Source organism: Gluconobacter sp. (genome assembly GCF_047722525.1).
In the GTDB taxonomy this organism is placed as follows: Bacteria; Pseudomonadota; Alphaproteobacteria; order Acetobacterales; family Acetobacteraceae; genus Gluconobacter.
On sequence record NZ_JBDNYY010000030.1, the window covers coordinates 1 to 18179 of the forward strand.

At 56.4% G+C, this 18179-nt stretch carries 12 protein-coding genes and 3 pseudogenes; 13 read left to right on the plus strand and 2 right to left on the minus strand.

Annotation, left to right across the window (positions count from 1 at the left end; genetic code table 11):
* Positions 1 to 71: 71 nt before the first annotated feature.
* Positions 72 to 983 carry a LysR family transcriptional regulator gene (locus ABF859_RS13990; RefSeq protein ID WP_415528306.1) on the minus strand — a complete coding sequence of 304 codons (912 nt, stop codon included), beginning with the start codon at positions 981 to 983 and terminating at the stop codon, positions 72 to 74.
* Positions 984 to 1121: 138 nt separating this feature from the next.
* Between ABF859_RS13990 and ABF859_RS13995 the strand changes: the two genes are divergently transcribed.
* The 9 genes and pseudogenes from ABF859_RS13995 (at position 1122) to ABF859_RS14035 (ending at position 14932) form a co-directional block, all read left to right on the plus strand.
* Entirely contained in the window at positions 1122 to 2027 is a 906-nt protein-coding gene (locus tag ABF859_RS13995; RefSeq protein WP_415528307.1) for an NAD-dependent epimerase/dehydratase family protein, read from the plus strand.
* Positions 2028 to 2109: 82 nt separating this feature from the next.
* Positions 2110 to 3408, plus strand: a complete 1299-nt coding sequence (locus ABF859_RS14000) for an alpha-glucosidase (RefSeq protein WP_415528308.1) — start codon at positions 2110 to 2112, stop codon at positions 3406 to 3408.
* A gap of 2 nt (positions 3409 to 3410) precedes the next feature.
* Positions 3411 to 3851, plus strand: a complete 441-nt coding sequence (locus tag ABF859_RS14005) for an alpha-glucosidase C-terminal domain-containing protein (RefSeq protein WP_415528309.1) — start codon at positions 3411 to 3413, stop codon at positions 3849 to 3851.
* A gap of 360 nt (positions 3852 to 4211) precedes the next feature.
* Complete coding sequence (locus ABF859_RS14010; protein WP_415528310.1) at positions 4212 to 5285, plus strand: alkene reductase; 1074 nt, start codon at positions 4212 to 4214, stop codon at positions 5283 to 5285.
* A 138-nt stretch (positions 5286 to 5423) separates the two neighbouring features.
* Positions 5424 to 5566 (plus strand): annotated as a pseudogene (locus tag ABF859_RS14015) (transposase); the annotation flags it as partial.
* 774 nt (positions 5567 to 6340) lie between these two features.
* A complete protein-coding gene (locus ABF859_RS14020; RefSeq protein ID WP_415528311.1) occupies positions 6341 to 7315 on the plus strand; it encodes a carbon-nitrogen hydrolase family protein in 975 nt (324 codons plus the stop codon).
* Between the two features lie 326 nt (positions 7316 to 7641).
* Complete coding sequence (locus ABF859_RS14025; protein ID WP_415528313.1) at positions 7642 to 10479, plus strand: TonB-dependent receptor plug domain-containing protein; 2838 nt, start codon at positions 7642 to 7644, stop codon at positions 10477 to 10479.
* 108 nt (positions 10480 to 10587) lie between these two features.
* A complete protein-coding gene (locus ABF859_RS14030) occupies positions 10588 to 13110 on the plus strand; it encodes a zinc-dependent metalloprotease (protein ID WP_415528315.1) in 2523 nt (840 codons plus the stop codon).
* Positions 13111 to 13165: 55 nt separating this feature from the next.
* Positions 13166 to 14932: an amidohydrolase family protein gene (locus ABF859_RS14035; protein ID WP_415528317.1), complete on the plus strand. Its 1767-nt coding sequence runs from the start codon at positions 13166 to 13168 to the stop codon at positions 14930 to 14932.
* 14 nt (positions 14933 to 14946) lie between these two features.
* On the opposite strand, the gene ABF859_RS14040 is transcribed toward ABF859_RS14035, so the two are convergent.
* On the minus strand, positions 14947 to 15354 hold the full coding sequence (locus ABF859_RS14040; protein WP_415528318.1) for a hypothetical protein: 408 nt from the start codon (positions 15352 to 15354) through the stop codon (positions 14947 to 14949).
* 130 nt (positions 15355 to 15484) lie between these two features.
* Between ABF859_RS14040 and ABF859_RS14045 the strand changes: the two are divergent.
* The 4 genes and pseudogenes from ABF859_RS14045 to ABF859_RS14060 all read left to right on the plus strand — a co-directional run.
* Positions 15485 to 15763, plus strand: a pseudogene (locus ABF859_RS14045) (transposase); the annotation flags it as partial.
* 254 nt (positions 15764 to 16017) lie between these two features.
* Positions 16018 to 16161, plus strand: a complete 144-nt coding sequence (locus ABF859_RS14050) for a hypothetical protein (protein ID WP_415528319.1) — start codon at positions 16018 to 16020, stop codon at positions 16159 to 16161.
* Between the two features lie 126 nt (positions 16162 to 16287).
* The gene (locus ABF859_RS14055; protein ID WP_415528320.1) at positions 16288 to 17295 is read left to right on the plus strand and encodes an ABC transporter substrate-binding protein; all 1008 of its coding nucleotides are present in this window, start codon (positions 16288 to 16290) and stop codon (positions 17293 to 17295) included.
* A gap of 344 nt (positions 17296 to 17639) precedes the next feature.
* Positions 17640 to 18179 (plus strand): annotated as a pseudogene (locus ABF859_RS14060) (IS5 family transposase); the annotation flags it as partial.

An 18179-nucleotide genomic window follows, 5' to 3' on the forward strand; every position in this document is an offset into this window, starting at 1 on the left:
CTGGTCTCAGGGCCATCCTCATCGCCAACCACGGCGAGGGTTTTTCAACACAATCATTCCGAAAGCGGACGTCACGATACAGACTTTATATCTCTGGTGGTTTGACAAGCATCCTGGAGATTTGCGGCCAGATAGTCGATAAAGACACGCACTCTTTGGGGCATATAACGATTTGGCCCCATAAAGACGGCGTGCACAGTCTGTGGCTCCTGCGCGGCAAATCTTTCGAGAACAGGGACAAGTTTTCCCGTCGCGAGGTCTTCCTGAACCTGGAACAGTGAAAGCTGTGCGATTCCGGTGCCTGCAAGCGTCAGACGGCGCATGCTTTCTCCGTCCCCCAAAAGGAGATTGCCTTTTGGGTTGAAGGTTCGTGACTGTCCGGTTTCATCACGGAACTTCCACTCGGGCATTTGCCGTCGGAAAGCGAACGTCAGACAGTTATGCTCTGCCAACTCATTGACCGTTTCAGGAGTACCATGGCTTTCCAGATACGACGGAGCCGCCACGGTAACGAAATGCGTTTCCAGGAGCTTGCGCTGCAGAAGCCCTGAATCCCGCATCGGACCGATGCGAATGGCGACGTCGGCATGATGCTCGACAAGATCCACAACCTGATCCGTGAGATCTACAGAGAGCCGGATTCCCGGATAGCAGACCAGGAATCCGGGCAAAAGATCAAGCACGCACTGAAGACCGAAGGGCAGGTTCATGTTGACCCGAACGTCTCCCGTCGGCCGGGGCATTTCGTGCAAAAGACCATCTTCCAGCGCCGTCATCTGCTCCAGAATACACTGACTCTCGCGATGGAAGCGCTCCCCTTCTGCCGTCAACTCAATGGATCTGGTTGATCGGTTGAGAAGCCGCGTGCCCAGCCTTGCCTCCAGACGCGACGTCAGTTTGCTGACGGCAGACGGTGACATGTCGAGCCGGCGTGCTGCTTCGGAAAATGAGCCGGCCTCCACAATGGCCACGAACACTTCCATTTCGCCCGACCGGTTAACATCCCTCAACATATCTGTGCCCTGAATTCATAACGACTGTGAATTCATGTTCTCTAGTTCATTCTCTTTTCAGGGAGCAAGCTTCACGAAGCTATCCAAACTCTCCGGAGACCGTGAAACATGAAAATCTTTCTTACAGGTGCGACCGGCTACATTGGCGGCTCCGTTGCCCGCTATGTGACCGACTTCGGCCATGAAGTCCGTGGTCTCGTTCGTCAGTCCGACAAGGCACAGGCTCTTCAGGAGATTGGTATTTCGCCGGTTCAAGGGTCGCTGGATGACGCTGCTCTTCTGGCGGAGGAGGCCAAAGCGGCAGACGCCGTCATTCATGCGGCCAACTCTGATCATCTTGCATCTGTTCAGACCTTTCTCGAAGCCCTCAAAGGCAGCGGCAAGGCCTTCATCCACACATCCGGATCGAGCGTCGTCGGTGATGATGCACGGGGAGCCTATGAGCGGCCGGATATCTTCGCGGATGATACCCCTTTCGTCCCGATGGATATCCGTAAAGATCGTGTTGAAATCAATGAAATCGTCCGGATTGCCGGTGTGCGCGACGGAATCCGGACCATCGTTTTCTGCCCGACAATGATCTACGGGGAATCTCTTGGGCTGTCGGCAAAGAGTGATCAGCTTCCGAAGCTCTATGCGCAGTCTCGGAAAGTCGGTGCTGGCGCTTATATTGGAACGGGGCTGAACCGCTGGTCGAACGTTCATATCCGTGACCTTGCAGAACTTTATCGACTGGCTTTGGAAAAAGCACCGTCAGCCTCTTACTTTTACGCAGAGAATGGTGAAGCGTCTTTCGTCGAGATCGCGACCTCCATCAGCAAGGCGCTTGGCTTTGAGGGCAAGACGCAAAGCTGGCCAGCAGAGGACGCCATTGCTGAACTGGGTGACTGGGCCCGCTTTGCCATTGGCTCCAACAGCCGGGTGCGGGCCGTGAATGCACGGCGGCTGCTCGGATGGGCGCCTCAGCACACCTCCATCCAGAAGTGGATCGAAACAACCGACGTAGTCTGGTGAAGACGGTCTGATGATATCCGCTGCCCAAGCCCCTCTGACGGCAGCGGATCATTTTCTTTTCACACTCCCCTAGGAGCTTTCCATGACCGGCATCGACCTGAGCCGCCGAAGCTTATTGCCACTGGCTGTTGGATTCTGGGCAACGGCATCTGCATCAACGCCTGCTCAACCCCGTATGCCATGGTGGAAGAGCAGTGTGTTCTACGAGATTTATCCCCGTTCCTTTCAGGATGGAAATTCTGACGGCATCGGGGATTTTATCGGGATGAAGGACAGGCTGGAATACCTCGCGGAACTGGGCGTTGACGCGATCTGGGTTGCGGCCTGTTTCGACTCTCCCAATGTCGATAATGGGTATGACGTGCGAGACTATCGCAAGATCATGCCGGACTTTGGCACGATGGAGAATTTCGATGCCTTTCTGGCGCGGGCGAAGCAATTGGGGATTCGCGTCATTCTCGATATGGTTTTCAATCATACGAGCGACCAGCATGCCTGGTTTGTAGAAAGCAGATCATCCAGAGATAACCGCTACCGCAACTTCTATCACTGGCATGATGGAAAAAATGGTGCTCCTCCCACGAACTGGCAGACGCAGTTTGGAGGTTCGGCCTGGACACTGGATCAGAAGACAGGCCAGTATTATCTACATTCGTTCGAAGCACAGCAACCGGATCTGAACTGGGAAAATCCTGAAGTACGCGCTGAGCTTTACGCGATCCTGAAGTTCTGGGCCGACAAAGGTGTTGATGGTTTCCGGTTCGATGCGATTACCTTCATCGCAAAGCCGGAAAAGCTGTACGATCTCACTCCGGAAGAAATTCCGGCACGAAAGACATTTGCCGATCATGGAGACCGGCTCAGTTTCTATCTGAAAGATATGTACGAGCATGTTTTCAAGAACACAGAGCTGTATTCTGTGGGAGAAAACTGGGGCGTAAGCCGCGATGAATATGCTCGCATTACAGATTCACGAAACAAGGAACTTTCATCCGGATTTCGCTTCGACTTTCAGATCAAAGACAATATCGATGCATGGCGTAAGGGCACTTTTCATCTAAGCGACTTGCGCGCATTCAATCGTGATAACAGTTTCGACGATCATCCCGGGACGTGGCCTGTTGTCTGGCTGGAAGACCATGACTACTCACGCTCGGTGTCACGTTATGGGTCGCAACTCCCCGAATACAGAGATCGCTCGGCAAAACTCTTGGCAACGATGATGCTTTCCCTGCGCGGGACACCATTTATCTACCAGGGACAGGAAATTGGCATGACCAATTTTCCGTTCAGATCGATCAGTTCGACGATGTATTTGCGCATAATGAATGGCGCTTACAGGTTGTGTCGGGACACATTTCCCCTCGGGAAATGCTTGTAAACTTGGCGGCAACGACACGGGACAATACCCGTACACCCATGCAATGGAATGAAGGGACTAACGCAGGGTTTTCTCCGGTAAAACCCTGGATGCTCGTTAATCCGAATTTCCGCACCATCAACTGTTCTACAGAATCTTCTGACCCTAGATCCGTGCTTTCTTTTTACAGGAAAATGATCCGGACCAGGAAGCAGTTTCCAGTTCTTATCCATGGGACTTACCAAGACATTTCGCCGGATGACTCACAGATCTACGCCTATATCCGGGAAGATTCCACAAACAGAGCCCTGATTGTTCTGAACTTCTCTAATGACGAAAAAACGTTCTCCCTCCCTGAGGGGAAAAAAGTAAAGCGCGTGATTGCAAGCAATATGGATAGAAAACAGATTCAGGAACGCGCCATTGCTTTAGAGCCGTGGGAAAGCATTATCGCTACCCTATAATTAAAACCGAAACAGTGAGGGCTATAATTTTCCCGTAGACTATATAGTCCTCGACATAATTGGCGATTATACTTTTTCTATATGTATATTTTGAGTTCAAAGTTGACAAAATGATCTTTTAATAAATGTCTCAATGTCAAATGAACTTTATTCAAGAACAGCATAAATTGATGTGGCTATTTTATGCTCCCACGCTACAAAAGGAAGCAATCTGCTTTCTCTCCAGGCAGTCTACTGCATCAAAAGTCAAACAGGAGGGCAATACTCACCTCAAGTCCAACAAGGTGGTAGGCCTTCTATTATTATCCTCGTGAGTCTTCCGCAGTTCGTAGGAACTGCGTCTTTTAAGAAGGATCTGTCATGCCCAGCCTGTTTGAGCCGATTGAACTGGGAAGCATTTACGCCAGGAACAGAATTCTCATGGCGCCCCTGACACGGGCCCGGGGCACCCGCGAACATATACCTACCCCCATCATGGCCGAATATTATGCGCAACGGGCTGCAGCCGGTCTGATCATTTCTGAGGCGACCGGTATCAGCCGCGAAGGCCTTGGCTGGCCATATGCGCCAGGTCTGTGGTCGCAGGAACAGGTAGAAGCCTGGAAACCGGTTACAGCAGCGGTGCACGCAAAAGGCGGAAAAATTGTCGCCCAACTTTGGCATATGGGCCGCATAGTGCATTCCAGCGTGACGGGCCAGCAGCCCGTGTCCTGTTCAGCGACAAAAGCACCTGAAGCGCTTCATACTTATGACGGCAAACAGGCTTCCGAAATCGCCCGGGCTCTCACCAGGGAGGATATTGAGCGCATCCTGAACGACTATGAAAATGCTGCTCGCAATGCTCTTCAGGCGGGCTTTGACGGCGTGCAGATTCATGCCGCCAACGGTTATCTGATCGACGAATTTCTGCGGGATAGCACCAATCATCGTGTCGACGAATACGGCGGTCTGCCTGAAAACCGTATCCGCTTTCTTCGTGAAGTCACGGAACGCGTGATCGCAACGATTGGTGCGGACAGAACGTCGGTAAGGCTTTCTCCTAATGGCGGTACGGAGGGCTGCATCGACAGCTATCCAGAGCAGGTTTTTGTGCCGGCGGCAAAGCTGCTGAACGACCTTGACATCGCTTTCCTTGAGCTACGCGAGCCCAGGCCAAATGGCACGTCCGACAAGAACGATCAGCCGCAACTGCATGGTCCGATCCGCGAAGTCTTCAAGAAGCCGCTCGTGCTCAATCTGGGCTATACTCGGGATAAAGCGATCGAGACAGTCGTAACCGGCGTCGCAGACGCCATTTCATTCGGTCGTGCATTTCTCGCCAATCCCGACCTCGTGCTTCGTTTGGAAGACAATCTGCCCCTGAACCAGGACGATATTCACACCTGGTACTCGCAGGGCGCAGAAGGCTATATCGATTATTCGCTTGCTCGCTGACGTCCTGTTTTCTTCGTAAGCTTCTTCCAGTAGATGACGCTGTAGGGTTTGAAAGGAGGCTGTCTGTCACTCCGTTTCTTATGATGATTGGGGAAATGGAATGAGGCAGCCCGGTTGAGTGGACTTGGCAAGCCGTTTGATGAACGAACGGAGTATTTGACAACGACCCGCTGTCCTTCATGCGCTTTCTCCCTTTTGGACTATTGGATCGCGTTCCGGACGTCAGGGCGATCTGGCTATTCTGCGAACGCCTGACACAGGCTGGCGCGATCGAGGCCTTGTGCCCGCCTGGTGCGTTGTGGGTTTCACTGTGATGCTTATTCCCGGACGGATGCGTTCAACGTCCACGCTCCTAGGGGCGAAGAGGCTTACTTCTCGACCATTCCTGATCCGTCAGATTACCTCGTGCCATGCCCGAAAGTACCGGGATACAGGAGGTCTGGCATCAGCACGGGAGCGCTTCTTATGGGCCTACGCCTCCGGACGCGGGTGCACGTGTAAAACGGGTGGCCGCATTGCGTCACGACGGTTGGATCGCAGGGACCGTACAGTGGTGCCGTATCCCGACAATCTCGAGGACAAGCATGGGGGACAACGGTTGCACAGAGGGTGGATCGTCAGGAGCATGATCCGGATGTATCCCTGAGAGCTGATGTTCAGGGATTCCGGTGCGCGTCATCTGCGGGGTTAGGGATGTACGTCCCTGAATCTGCCTTGGAAGGCAGCTTCTGCTACCAGTGATGTGGCGACGGTTTCTGGGGAATACGAACCTGCTCGCGACCGGGGATGCGTTAGAAGATGTGCTTCGAAAGCGTTGCGCCGGGCTGACCATACGCGAAAGTGCGGATCCGATCATTCGGTACACCTCTCTGATCGTACCCCACCTGGTGAGCGGATCCTGAAGTCCGATTTTCAAATTCCGCCCCTGAATTCTTGCGTCCGGCTCTGGTGCCCCGCTCTGGCGTTGAATGGCAGGACTGGTATCGTCGCTGTCGTCTGGTGGTGCCAGATTCTGACCGGGCGATGCTCCGGATTCACTACGCGAGAGAGTTTATATGTCCAAGCTACGCGTTGCCGTCATTCAGGCGGGAACGACCCTGTTCGATACGGCCGCCACCCTTGACCGCATGCAGGCGCATTGTGAGGCCGCGGCGGCGCAGGGCGTGAAATTGGCAGTTTTCCCCGAGGCCTATGTCGGCGGATATCCGAAAGGCCTGAGCTTCGGAGCCGTGTTGGGAAGCCGTTTCCCCGAGGGTCGGGATGACTATCTGCGGTACTGGAAATCGGCCATTCCGGTTCCGGGCCCTGAAACGGAACGGATCGGATCGTTTGCGGCGAACATGGCGGCGCATCTGGTGGTGGGCGTGATCGAACGTGACGGAGCCACGCTGTATTGCACGGCGCTCTTTTTCGGTCCTGACGGCTCGCTGCTGGGCAAGCATCGCAAGCTGATGCCGACCGGAACGGAACGCTTGGTCTGGGGACAGGGAGACGGGTCTACCATTCCTGTGTTCGACACGGACATCGGACGTCTGGGCGCCGCGATCTGCTGGGAAAATTATATGCCCGATCTGCGCCAGAGCATGTACGCACGGGGGATCAGCCTGTGGTGCGCGCCAACCGTGGACGAACGCGACATCTGGCAGGCGTCCATGCGCCATATTGCCTATGAAGGGCGGACATTCGTCCTGAGTGCCTGCCAGTTCATGACACGGGCGGACGCTCCGGAGCAGTATGACTGTCATCAGGGAAACGATCCTGAGACCGTGCTGATCCGGGGTGGAAGCGTCATTGTCAGCCCGCTGGGAGAGATTATTGCGGGGCCGGTGCATGACCGTGAAGCAATCCTGACGGCGGATATCGACCTCGAGGATATCATCCGCGCCAAATACGATCTGGATGTTGCCGGACATTATGCCCGTCCCGACGTGTTCAGCCTGCATGTTAATGACGAGGCAAGAACACCGGTCTCATTCTCCGGGGCTTGCTCTGCTGCTGGAGCTTCGGAAACCGACGACCCAGCGGTCTGAGGAGAGAAAACACCGGTTTGCCGGGATGTCCTGCCCGTGCAAACCGTTACGGGATTTCCAGGAGGAGGCTTCATTACAAAGCACGATTACAGAACTATTCTACTTGTTTCTGTTATGTAATCTATGTAGAATTTATTTTCATACTATCAGGCATAGGGCTTTATCCCATGGCGCAACCAGGATTTCCGCTGGGCCGTTTCTCCCGGTCTCTTCTCTCAACGTCGATCCTGTGTGTTCTGCCAATGACAGCTGTCTGTGCCGCTGAGGTCAAGGGAGCCGATGCGCCGTCGGTTCTTGAAAAGAAAAAGAATTCTTCTGAACATTCCGTGTCCGCATCTAAGCCCTCCCGGGCTGCGACAGTCGGGACCGGCGCCCGGGAAAAGGAACTGCGCAAGGTATCCTCCGTTAACGGCGGAGCCGCCGAGCAGGTAACGGTGACGGGAAGTCACATCGTCCGCAATGGTTTCAGTTCGCCCACGCCTGTAACGGTTCTTGGCCGTGAAGACATTGCGGCGCAGGTTCCAGCGAATATTTCGGAACTCGTGAACCAGCTTCCCGCCGTGACACAGGCAAGCACGTCTGCGACCAGTTCCGGGTTCCTCTCGTCGGGGCTCGTCGGCATTAACGCGGTCAACCTGCGTGGCCTGGGTGCGAACCGTACGCTTATCCTGATCGACGGCCAGCGCTCTGTCGCGTCGTCCATCACGGGGCTGGTGGATGTCAACACCATCCCGCAGAACCTCGTCGAGCGTGTTGAAGTCGTCACGGGCGGTGCATCGGCGCAGTATGGTTCTGATGCGGTCGGTGGTGTCGTCAACTTCGTTCTGAACAAGAAATTCTCAGGTCTGAAACTCTCGGCCAATACGGGTTTTACGACCTATGCAGACGACCCGAACTACACGCTCAATGCGACGATGGGAAAGACGTTCCTGAACGGAAAGCTCCACGTCCTGCTTGATGCGCAGTATTACCAGCAGTTCGGTGTAGATACGATTGACCGGTCCTGGAATGACAGCGGATATTTCCAGATCAACAATCCGGCCTACACCGCAACCAACGGTCAACCCCAGCGTCTCGTCGGCTCGGGATTTGGTCCTTCCACCTATACCTCGGGCGGCCTGATCAGTTCGGGTCCGCTTGCCGGCACCTATTTCGGTGCTCCCGGACAGACAGGGCAGCTCAAATATGGTACCAGAAGCACAGCATCCAGCCCGTACATGATCGGGGGGGACACGGACGAAACGCTGAAAGGCCATGTGGGAACCAACTCGCTCACGCCGAGCGAAGAGCGGATCAGCGTCTTTAACCGCACGTCCTACGACATCAGCGAACATACCGAAATCTTCGGCCAGTTCTCCTGGAACAAGTATATCGGGAGCAGCTATTATCAGCAGACTCCCAGCACCGGTGTGACGATTAACCGCGACAATGCCTACCTGAACCGCGATTATTCCCAGGTTGCCAGCCAGATGGCGGCGGCCGGTCTGAATTCGTTCAACATGGGAACCAGCAATGCGGGCTTTCCGGTGCCGGGAAGTGACGTGAGCCGTCAGGTGTTCCGCTATGTCGGAGGTATGAACGGGAAGTTCAAGTTCGCGGGCAACAACTGGCACTGGGGCTGGTATTACCAGTATGGACGCACGCTCGACGATATCCGTTTGAAGAATACGTGGAATGTGTCCCGCATGGCTCTGGCCCAGGACGCCGTGATGCATAACGGACAGATCATGTGCCGGTCCACGATCACCAATCCCGGTAATGGGTGCGTGCCAATCGACCGTCTCGGAACGAGTGGCCCGTCATCCGCGGCGCTGAATTACATCTATGGTGGCCAGACGGGACAGCCGGCGCGTGAGCAGGTCCTCCAGCAGCACGTCGCCTCTTTCGATATCGGGGGAGACATGTTCCATCTCCCCGGCGGAAATGCCGCCATTGCCATGGGTGGAGACTGGCGGCGCGAGTCCGTGTCAGGTTATGTGAACTCGGCCTATCAGTCGGGCTGGCAGTACGGCAACTTCCTGGCGAACAAGGGCTCCTATAACGTCAAGGAAGGCTATGTGGAGCTTGATCTGCCCGTCCTGAAGGGGGTCGATATCAACAGCGCCGGGCGCTACACGGATTATTCCACATCCGGAAGTGTCGAGACCTGGAAGACCGGAGCCACCTATGCTCCCATTCAGGACATCAAGTTCCGTGGCACCTACAGTCACGATATCCGTGCGCCCAACCTGAACGAGCTTTATGCGGCGGGAACCTCGCTGAACAACACGGTTGTCCTGCCCGAAAATTCGCCGGATCCGGGGTCGCAGCCTTTCACCCAGATCCGTACCGGAAACCGGAACCTTTCACCCGAGACGTCCAATACCTGGACCGTGGGCACGGTCATCAGCCCGCGTTTCCTGCCCGGTTTCATGGCGTCCTTCGATTATTACAGCATCAATATCAGCAACGCGATCGGGACCGTAACCGGCCAGAATGCGGTTGATTTCTGCTATTCCGGTGGAACGGCATGGTGCAACAACATCCATTATTCGAATGGCGTCCTGCAGAGCATCCTGTTGCAGCCGTTCAATTTCGCCAGCCAGAAGGAGCGCGGACTGGATATCGAGGCGAGCTATCGGTTCCGCCTGTCGAAGATCTGGAAAAAACTGCCCGGCTCGTTCTCCGTGCATGGAGAGATCACGCATTACATTTCCAATACGGTTGATAATAACGTTTATCCGATCAATTATGCTGGCGTGAACGGTGGAAGCCTCGCGGGCGATTACAGTGCGCCGAAGTGGAACTACCGGATCAGTTCGTTCTACAAGGTCGACAACTTCACACTCAATCTCGTAGCGCGTGGCTTCAGTTCCGGCGTGTATGGCAATGATTATATCCAGTGCACGACGACCTGCCCTGCGTCCACGCCACAGCACCGGACGATCAACAACAACCACATCAAGGGCGCCGTCTATTTCGACACGTCCCTCGCTTATGATTTCACGGCATATGATCATCCGGTTCGGGCCACGTTCGTCATGAACAACATGCTCAACTCGAAACCGGTTCTGGTCGGCAACGGTCCGGATGGAAACAACGTGCCGGCTTTTGCCCAGACCAATGAATCGCTTTACAACTATCTCGGACGTGTTTTCCGTGTCGCAGTGACGGCAAGTTTCTGAAACCGGGCATAGTGTCACATCGGCGGGAAAGTGGATCTTTTTCGGAACTGACAGGGCGGTTCTTCTGAAAATATCTGCTTTCCTGCCGGAAAATGCAGGAAGTCTTTGATGTTTGCTTTGAAATGTTTCCGACGCTCACGGAATTTCCGTCTGCTGCTTCTCGTCAGCACCATTGTCGCTGCGAGTGCCGCACCAAGAGCGTCGGCGCAGGATCAGGGGCAAAGTCAGAGTCAACATACCGCCGAGCTACCGCTGCTTGCAGTTCATGCCGATGGGCATAATGGAAAGATACTGGTGACGCTTCCCGCGCCGGACGGCGAGGGGGTCTATGGGCGTTATCTTTATGCCAGTGCCCTGCGAACCGGGATCGGCTCCGCCAATATCCGGCTGGACCACGGAATGCTCGGCCCAACCCGGATTCTCGCTTTCCGCCGGATCGGCCCGCGGGTTGCCGTTGTCTTCGAGAACCCGAAATTCATGTCGCGCGGAGACGACGACGTCCGCGAGGGCGTCAAGAGGAGTTTCCCGTTCAGCGTCATTACAATGCTGGATATCGTGTCGGTCGATCCTTCCGGTCGAACGGTCGTCGATCTTTCCCCATTCTATACCCATGACACGATGGCCATTGCCGAGACGCTGAACGGCGGCGGCATGAAACTGCCCGACACGGTGGAGGCCGGCGGAAAGGGTTTTCATCAGGTCCCCGCCCTGAGTCAGGTGGATTCCGCTACAGTCAGGGCTTTTGCCGACAACGTGGAAGCGGAGGCTGTGCTCACCTTTGCCTCCGATGCTCCGGGCAGGGAAATCAGCCAGCTTTCCCCCGACCCTCATCAGATCAGCTTCATCGTCCATCATTCGCTGGTGCGTCTTCCGGGCCCGGGATATGTGCCGCGCAGACTGGACATCCGCTCCGGCAGTCATGGTACGGCAGTCTATGATTTTGGGGCGCCGCTGGGGCAGAATGTCCTGATCGAGTACGCCAACCGTTTCCGTCTGGTCAAAACCGACCCGTCCGCGCCGCGCTCGCGGGTCGTCAAGCCGATCGTCTATTATATCGACAATGCGGCGCCTGAGCCGGTGCGCTCCGCTCTGGCGGAAGGGGTTGCGTGGTGGAATCAGGCCTTCGAGGCCGCAGGCTATATCGATGCGTTTCAGGTGAAGATCCTGCCTTCAGGCGTCGATCCGCAGGATATCCGCTACAATATCGTCAACTGGAACGAACGCCAGACCCGCAGCTACTCTTACGGGATCAGCGTGATCGACCCCCGGACGGGCGAGGTCATCCGCGGGAATGTGGTTCTCGAAGGCCTGCGTCTGCGTCAGGACATCATCATTTTTGAAGCGCTGGCAGGGACGGAGAACGAGAATACGGGGCGCGCGGACGATCCGGTAAAAATTTCTCTGGACCGGCTGAGACAGCTCGGTGTCCACGAAGTCGGGCATACGCTGGGCCTTGTTCATAACTTCCATGCAAGTACGCAGGACCGGGCCTCTGTCATGGATTATCCCGGCCCCCGGATCGGGATTTCGGGAGACCGGCTGGATTTCTCGGACGCCTATGCGAAGGGCGTCGGGGTCTGGGACCGGTATGCCATTGACTGGCTGTACGGCCAGCCCCGCCCCGGTGAAGATCCTGACGTGGCAGCAGCCCGCAAAGCCGGTGCCATCGAGGCGCAGGGACTGCGGTTTGGAACCGACATTGACGGACGGGACAGTGACTCCGCAATGGTGGGCAACAATATGTGGACGGACGGCGCCGACACGCCTGCGGACCTGAAACAGATGTTGAAGATCCGGGAGATCGCGCTGTCCCGGTTCGGGCCGCATGTCCTTCATCCCGGAGAGCGACTGTCCGATCTGCGTCGCAAATTCGTGCCGCTGTGGCTGGTTCACCGTTACGATGTCGAGGCTGTCGGCAAGCTGATTGGTGGCCTCGATTACCGCTATGCGGTCGTGGACGGGCAGAGTCCGCTTCCGGTTCCGGTCGGTGGCGCACAGCAGCGTGACGCCATTGACGTCCTGTTGCAGACGCTCTCGCCGAAGGTGCTGGGGATTTCCCCCCAACTGGCGCTCATGCTGTCTTCGGGGGTGAATGGCAACCCCGATCCGCAATACGATACTGAAGTTTTCCGGATGGCGGGTTCCTCGACCTTCGATCCGCTCAATGCCGCTGAAACGGCGGCCGAGATCACCCTACATTCCCTCTTGGCCCCGAGCCGTCTGGAGCGGATGGTGCTACAGCATGCCCGTGATCCTTCGTTGCCGGGGCCGGGGGATCTTCTGGGGCGCCTGACGTCCGAGGTCGCCTCGCGTCATCAGACGGCCCTTGAACGTCGTATCTCCTACCGGACCATTCTCAGCATGGCCCAGACGCGGGATGATCCGCATACGACGCCGGATGTTGCGCTGGCTCTGTCGGGAGCCATCAGGCAGCTTGCCGGGAGTTTCTCGGCTGTCCGGGGACAGGGCGACGAGGCCGTATGGTGTCAGGAGATGGGCGCGCTGCTGAAAGATCAGGCGCGGCTGAGCCGTGAGGCGACCAAGACGGCGCGTCCTGCGGCCAATATTCCTCCCGGAACGCCGATCGGGGGTGGCGAAGGGGGATGGCTGTCGGAAGACGCGCCGATCTGAACCGGTATCCCGAGGCCTCTTCTAATACTGCACAGTCAAGGACAGAAAAACGCTCATGATGAAACGCAACCTGATGACCATGGGCCTCGGAACGCTCCTGATGCTCGCGATGGCGCCGCTGACGATGGCGGAGACGACCGCGATCGTCGGAGGGCTGGTGTTTGACGGAACGGGCGTCCCCGCCGTGCGGGAGACGATTGTCATCCGTGACGGCCGCATTGCCGGCCTGGGAAAGGACCTTCCTGTTCCCTCGGATGCCCATGTCATTGATGTGCATGGCATGGCGGTGACGCCGGGGCTGTACGATCTTCATACGCACTGGACCGTGGCCGGAGAGCCTTCGGATTTTCCATCCATTGCCGCAGCCTATCTGCGTTCGGGCGTGACCACGGTCAGTGACTTCAACGAAGCGCCGGAAGCCTATGCACCCCTGCGGACCTGGCTTGCGACGCTTGATGCGCCGCATGTCAATTTCGCGGCCCGGATCAGCACGCCGGGCGGTCATGGCGCGGATTGGGCGGATCAGAATACGACGCGCTGGGTCAACTCGCTGGACAGCGCGAAAGCGGCGATTGACGCGGTTGTGGCCTATCACCCGGACCTGATCAAGATTTTCTCGGACGGCTGGCGCTACAACCGCATGCCCGACAATACCAGCATGAACGAGGCCACGCTGGCGGCCGCCGTGGCAGAGGCCCATGCCAAGGGTCTCAAGGTCATGACCCATACCCTGACCGTCGAACGGGGGCTGATCGCGGCGCGGGCAAAGGTTGATTCGCTGGCGCATGGTCTTCAGGACCGGGTACTGACCGATGCCGAGGCTCGCCTCATCCGGGACAGCGGGATGGGGGATATCCCGACGCTCTCGGTCTTCGATCCGGACAAATGGGTTCATTCCTCCGATCACAAGGTCGTTGCGAACACGACCCTGTTCGACAATGCCCTGCGGAATGTTCGCAAGCTTTTCCGCGCCGGTGTGGTGATCGGCGTGGGCACGGATGCCGGGATGCCCGCAACGCCACATGGCCTCTCGACGCTCCATGAGCTTGAGCTTCTGGTCCGCGCGGGTCTGACGCCGGCGCAGGCTCTCACGGCTGCGACGCATTCCAGTGCTGTGTTGATCGGGCAGGATCGGGACCGGGGTGTGATTGCCGTCGGGATGCGTGCGGACATCACGGTTTTCGATGGCAGGCCCTGGAACAGGATCTCCGACATCCATAACGTCGCGATGACCATGGTGGACGGAAAGCCGCTTTACGGGCTCGATGCGCCACCGGCGGAGTCACGGCCCGGCTGGCCCGCGCCCGCGAAGGCGACGAAACTGGTCGATGATTTCGAGCGGACGGACGGACGCTCGTCTCTCAATACTCTGCGGACCGATACGATGGACCGCGGGCCGGATCGTACGGTCGAAGTTTCCGGAATCATGCCGCGGGATGGCGGGAAGGGGCATGTGCTGTTCATGACCGCAGTCATGGCGCAGCAGAAAACGCCTTATGCTGGTGTGTCCATTCCGCTTTCGGCCGGTGCGATCCTGCCCGTGGATGTCTCGGCGTATCACGGGATCTCCTTTCAGGTGCGTGGTGCGTCCTGCAAAGCCCGCCTGACCGCGAACGGTACGGTTGGAGCGTCCTGGTCGGGGCCTTTCCCTCTTTCGGACCACTGGCAGAAAGTTCGGATTGCGTTTTCCGATCTGGCCGCTACGGACAATCTCCACCGGCGTGACTGGACGGGGCGGGATATCACCGACATCGAGATCGGCCTGTCCTGCGCGCCGGGATCAACAGCGTGGCTTCAGGCGGATAACCTCGAATTCTACTGAGGACGTTCCGGTCTTCAGGCTCGATCGGAAACCTTCATTACAACGTCCGTCCCCATGCTCTTTTCAGGGAAGCGGGCATGGGGACGGGCTGACCGCTGGTTACGAATTGGAGGCGCTCCGGGGCGTACCCGCCGTTTCGGAATCAGACAATACACGATCGGTGTTCCAAGGCCGATCATATAGTTGAAATATTTCCCCCGTGTGTTGACTGGCTGGTTATTCATCGCCATGCCGTTATATTCGGGAATCTTGCGGTGAAAGACGCTGCTCGAACGGTCGACATTGTTCGATCCGGTCGGGGGCTGTGCGACGCCAATGATGTAGAGATAATCGTTCAGATCGTCCTGACGTCCCGAATTTTCGATAAGCAGGGCAACGGCGTCGTAAGTGCAGCCGCTGACCTGAAAAGATCGAAGAAGCATTGATTGAAGGCAGTGTGTCCTGATTTTGAGTTCGACGGTCGGTTATTTATGGTTTTGGGTAATGACTGTCGCTCTGCTTCTGCCGCCTGAGCGCGGACGTTGGGCTCGTCTGTCTTGAGATAGTCGCCAGTTTCTCAATGGTATGCTGCATGTTCGGCGAACGAGTTGTCTCTGGTGGGACATGCATGAGCGTTACGGAAAGTGGAACTCCGTGTATGTCTGGTTCCGGCGTTTGGCTGAACAGGGCGTGTGGGACGCTCTGTTGCAGACCCTTGTGGATCTGAGGCTGACCGATGACTGGCAGCGTGGTTCGTGCACATTCACAGTTGCTGGCGCAAAAGGGGGGCTCATCCGGAGGGCTTTGGTCGATCACGCGGCGGCTTTACGAGCAAGATCCAGCCCGATGTGACAAGCAGGGACGCCCTTTCGGTTTTGTCCTTACCGGTGGGCAGGTCTCGGACTACAAAGCCAGAGACGCACTGATGAAGCTGCCTGTCTCGAACCCCAGGGCTATACTCGCCGATCGGAGATACGACAGCGATAGCTTCCGCCAGAATCTGCTGATCCATGGGATCCTGCCGCTCATTCCATCACGCAATGGTCGCGAGGCTTTTCAAAAAAACAGACTGGCGGTGTTACAGGGACCGCAATCGCATCGAGCGCATGTTCAACCACCTCAAGAAAATGCGCCGCATCGCGACCCGCTACGACAAGACCGCTTTGTCCTTCATGAGCTTTCTCAACCTCGCCGCCGCAAGGCTCTGGATCAGGTCTTTTGTTAACGTAACCTGGGCCGGTTTTGAGTAACCCTATTTATATAATAAAATGTACATATTAATTTTTATCATTGGAGTTTTTTAGTAATGCACTTTCTTTTTTTGAAATAAAAATCTCTTATCTCTTAAAGCATACTTGGAAAGTAGGAGCGATTTCATGCCTCTGTTTTCGTCTCGTCTGACGCGCCGGCGTCTTTTCAAAATTGGCTCAGTGATGGCAGGCGCATCGCTGTTGCCCCGCCCGCGGGTCGCACATTCCGAAGATCTTTCGCAGGTCACACTGAGGGCAGCGACTTTCCGGGGCGCTGACCAAACCTTTCTGAAAGAAACCCGGCTGGACGATTTTCCCTACAAGGTCAGTTTCAGTGAATTCAATTCCGGGAACATCATCGCTCAGGCCATCAACGCAGATGCGCTGGACATTGGTGGCTGGAGTGAAATCCCGATGGTTTTTGCGGCAACATCCGGCGCGCGCATTTCCATTGTCGCGACCCTGGAAGGTCCGACAACGGATCAGGCTCTGCTCGTGCCGACACACTCAACAGCAAAGTCCATCAAGGATCTTCGGGGAAAGCGGATAGGCTATGTCAAAGCGACGACCGCGCATTATTTCCTGATCAGAATGCTGGAGCAGCAAGGTCTCTCCTGGCACGATATCACGCCCGTCGCGCTCAGCATCAGCGAGGGACTGACTGCCATGAAAGCAGGAAGTCTTGATGGATGGGCAACCTACGGATACGCGATCCAGATGCTGGAAGCTGACAGCACGGCGCGTGTCCTGCAAAGCGCGGCTGATATCCTGTCAGGACATTATTTCATCGGTGCTAATCCGTTACGTCTCCAGAATCCAGCCTTCCGCGCTGTCGCGGTCGACTATCTTGCGCGGCTTAACAAAGCCTATTCCATCCTGAGCCATGACAAGCCACGCTGGGCGCATGCTGTCTCACCCGTCATACAGGTACCAGAACCTTTGGTTCTGAATTATCTGCAAAGCCAAAACCGCCCCTATCATCTGCGGGCGTGGCGCAGGAGTGACATTGCTTCTGCGCAGAATGTTGCCGATACCTTTGCCAGAAACGGCGCCCTTCCGACTGGAACAGACCTCGCGCCGATTTTTTCTCCGGCCCTTTCAAAGGCGTTGGATCATCAGGACGTCGAGTTGTGACCTGCTCTTCATCCGAACACTAACGTGTTGGTCATAGGGAGTGGTCTTGAGTTTGGCATGCTCATGAGGGAACGCCGTGGTGATTGCCTGTCGGACCTGCTTTCTTCTGGAACTGTATGGCAAGGCCGATGCGATTTGTGTCCACTCAGATGCCAGCCATTTGCACCCGGAGGATGTAGACGTTCTGGAAGAATCGAGCCGGTTGGGGCGAGTTTTTAGATCATGAGGAACTGAATCCGGCGTTGGCATATGGAAGTGTCTTCCAGCGCGCCACACATCACTAGGCTCAGGCCCCATTGATTTGATTGCGGAAATCTGATTCAGGCTCTGTGAGGAGACTGAAGATGAGCGACCTGCTTTGGCTGACGGACGAACAGATGGACCGTCTTCGGTCGTTCTTTCCCAAGAGCCACGGCACAACTCGCGTTGATGACCGCCGTGTGCTGAACGGGATCATTTTTGTGAACCGCAATGGGATGCGCTGGCGTGATGCGCCCCGGGAATACGGTCCACACAAGACGCTCTACAACCGCTGGAAGCGTTGGGGCGACATGGGCATTTTCATGCGGATGATGGATGGCCTGTCTGCTGCGAAAACCGAGCCTCAGACGATTATGATTGATGCGACGTATCTCAAGGCGCACCGCACGGCTTCGAGCCTGCGGTTAAAAAAGGGGATCCAGGCCGCCTGATCGGTCGCACCAAAGGCGGTATGAATACCAAGCTCCATGCGGTCACCGATCAGAACGGACGACCGCTGAGCTTTTTCATGACTGCGGGGCAGATCAGCGATTATACCGGTGCCGCTGCGTTGCTGGACAGTCTTCCTGCAGCACAATGGATGCTGGGAGATCGCGGGTATGACGCCGACTGGTTCAGGGACG